1 tRNA gene and 2 rRNA genes (1 of these 3 only partly in view) are annotated in these 3,274 nt (G+C 55.1%); all 3 read left to right on the forward strand.

Features of this window, described 5'->3' with window-relative positions:
- Positions 1-2,837: ribosomal RNA gene (locus ACFPN9_RS17095) — 23S ribosomal RNA — on the forward strand (it extends 13 nt beyond the left edge of the window).
- 105 nt (positions 2,838-2,942) lie between these two features.
- A 5S ribosomal RNA gene (gene rrf / locus ACFPN9_RS17100) occupies positions 2,943-3,057 on the forward strand.
- A gap of 115 nt (positions 3,058-3,172) precedes the next feature.
- A tRNA-Met gene (locus ACFPN9_RS17105) sits at positions 3,173-3,249 on the forward strand.
- The last annotated feature ends 25 nt before the right edge of the window (positions 3,250-3,274 follow it).

Consider the following 3,274-nt stretch of genomic DNA (forward strand, 5'->3'; position numbering starts at 1 on the left):
AAGAGCATTCGGTGGATGCCTTGGCGCTGAGAGGCGATGAAGGACGTGATACGCTGCGATAAGCCGTGGGGAGCTGCGAATGAGCTTTGATCCGCGGATTTCCGAATGGGGAAACCCACCTTCGATCTCTGTTATTCCAAGGACAGGACATTATTGACGACATCGGAACCATCCGACGTCGTTGAGCCTGTGCTTGGGCCTGTCTTCGGACTAACAGAGATCACATGAAGGTATTGAGCCCTGAATACATAGGGGTTCAAAGCTAACCCAGGGAACTGAAACATCTAAGTACCTGGAGGAAAGGACATCAACGAGACTCCGTTAGTAGTGGCGAGCGAACGCGGACCAGGCCAGTGCCTGCCTGTAAGTTACCGGAAGTGGTTGGGAAACCACGCATCAATGGGTGATAGCCCCGTACGGATCTGCGAACAGGTGGGACATGAGTAAGGCGGGACACGTGAAATCCTGTCTGAACGTGGGGGGACCACCCTCCAAGCCTAAGTACTCCTCAGCGACCGATAGTGAACAAGTACCGTGAGGGAAAGGTGAAAAGCACCCCGACGAGGGGAGTGAAACAGCACCTGAAACCGAATGCTTACAAACAGTGGGAGCTCAAGGTTCGTCCTGGGTGACCGCGTACCTTTTGTATAATGGGTCAGCGACTTAATCTGACGAGCAAGCTTAAGCCGATAGGCGTAGGCGCAGCGAAAGCGAGTCTGAACAGGGCGTTCAGTTCGTCGGATTAGACCCGAAACCGGGTGATCTAGCCATGAGCAGGTTGAAGGTAAGGTAACACTTACTGGAGGACCGAACCGGTGCCTGTTGAAAAAGTCTCGGATGACTTGTGGCTAGGGGTGAAAGGCCAATCAAACTCGGAAATAGCTGGTTCTCCGCGAAAGCTATTTAGGTAGCGCCTCGCGTGAATACTCTGGGGGGTAGAGCACTGGATGGGTGCGGGGTACTTACCGTATTACCAAACCTAACCAAACTCCGAATACCCAGAAGTACTGTGCGGGAGACACACGGCGGGTGCTAACGTCCGTCGTGGAGAGGGAAACAACCCTGACTTACAGCTAAGGCCCCCAATTCGTGGCTAAGTGTGAAAGGATGTGGGAATCCCAAAACAACCAGGAGGTTGGCTTAGAAGCAGCCATCCTTTAAAGAAAGCGTAACAGCTCACTGGTCTAAACAAGGGTTCCTGCGCCGAAAATGTATCGGGGCTCAAGCCACGAGCCGAAGCTTAAGGTTTGCACTGTGTGCAAGCGGTAGCGGAGCGTTCCATAAGCCGACGAAGGCGGACCCGTGAGGGCTGCTGGAGGTATTGGAAGTGCGAATGCTGACATGAGTAACGACAAACAGTGTGAAAGACACTGTCGCCGAAAGTCCAAGGGTTCCTGCGTAAAGTTAATCTCCGCAGGGTTAGCCGGCCCCTAAGGCGAGGCCGAAAGGCGTAGTCGATGGGAATGAGGTGAATATTCCTCAGCCAGCTGGTAGTGACGGATCACTTACGCTGTCAGATCTTACTGGATTGATCTGGCTTCCACGTGGTTCCAGGAAATAGCTCCAGCAATAGACCGTACCCTAAACCGACACAGGTGGACTGGTAGAGTATACCAAGGCGCTTGAGAGAATGATGCTGAAGGAACTCGGCAATTTACCTCCGTAACTTCGGGATAAGGAGGCCCGGTGCTTAGGCAACTAGGTATCGGGGGCACAGACCAGGGGGTAGCGACTGTTTAACTAAAACACAGGGCTCTGCGAAATCGCAAGATGACGTATAGGGTCTGACGCCTGCCCGGTGCCGGAAGGTTAAAAGGAGGTGTGCAAGCACCGAATTGAAGCCCCGGTAAACGGCGGCCGTAACTATAACGGTCCTAAGGTAGCGAAATTCCTTGTCGGGTAAGTTCCGACCTGCACGAATGGCGTAACGACTTCCCCGCTGTCTCCAGCATCAACTCAGTGAAATTGAATTCCCCGTGAAGATGCGGGGTTCCTGCGGTCAGACGGAAAGACCCCGTGCACCTTTACTGCAGCTTTGCGCTGGCATTCGTGTCGGCATGTGTAGGATAGGTGGTAGACTTTGAAGCCGGGGCGCCAGCTCTGGTGGAGTCATCCTTGAAATACCACCCTTATCGTCATGGATGTCTAACCGCGACCCGTCAGCCGGGTCCGAGACAGCGCATGGCAGGCAGTTTGACTGGGGCGGTCGCCTCCCAAAGAGTAACGGAGGCGTGCGAAGGTGGGCTCAGAGCGGTCGGAAATCGCTCGTTGAGTGCAATGGCATAAGCCTGCCTGACTGCGAGACTGACAAGTCGAGCAGAGTCGAAAGACGGCCATAGTGATCCGGTGGTCCCGCGTGGAAGGGCCATCGCTCAACGGATAAAAGGTACGCCGGGGATAACAGGCTGATGATTCCCAAGAGTCCATATCGACGGAATCGTTTGGCACCTCGATGTCGGCTCATCACATCCTGGGGCTGGAGAAGGTCCCAAGGGTTCGGCTGTTCGCCGATTAAAGTGGTACGTGAGCTGGGTTCAGAACGTCGTGAGACAGTTCGGTCCCTATCTGCCGTGGGTGTAGGATATTTGAGAGGATCTGCCCTTAGTACGAGAGGACCGGGGTGGACGTACCTCTGGTGGACCTGTTGTGGCGCCAGCCGCAGTGCAGGGTAGCTATGTACGGTCGGGATAACCGCTGAATGCATCTAAGCGGGAAACCCACCTCAAAACGAGATATCCCTCGAGAGCCGTGGAAGACGACCACGTTGATAGGCCGGGTGTGTAATCCCAGTAATGGGTTCAGCTTACCGGTACTAATTGCTCGATCGGCTTGATCGTTCTCATGATCAATGTCCGCGACACCAAACGCGAAACATGACAGGCGCCCGCACGCACGGACGGGCCCTGAACCAAAAGACCTATGCTTGCCATATCCTTCGCCGGCCCGGTGGCTTGAGCGAGGAGCCAGAACCCGATCCCATCCCGAACTCGGCCGTTAAACTCCTCAGCGCTGATGGTACTGTGTCTCAAGACCCGGGAGAGTAGGTCGTTGCCGGGCCAGTCAAGGATATCCCTCTCCACAAAACAAACCGAACACGGCGCAAGAGCCCAAAAGCTCAAGCGCCGCGTTCGCGTTCCGCATGGCCCCCAACGCCTGCGCAAAAACACACCCCCGCGGGGTGGAGCAGCCCGGTAGCTCGTCAGGCTCATAACCTGAAGGTCGTCAGTTCAAATCTGGCCCCCGCAACCAAAATCAAACGATCAAAACGCCCGCA

It is taken from the genome of Allobosea massiliensis (genome assembly GCF_042655245.1).
Lineage (GTDB): Bacteria > Pseudomonadota > Alphaproteobacteria > Rhizobiales > Beijerinckiaceae > Allobosea > Allobosea massiliensis.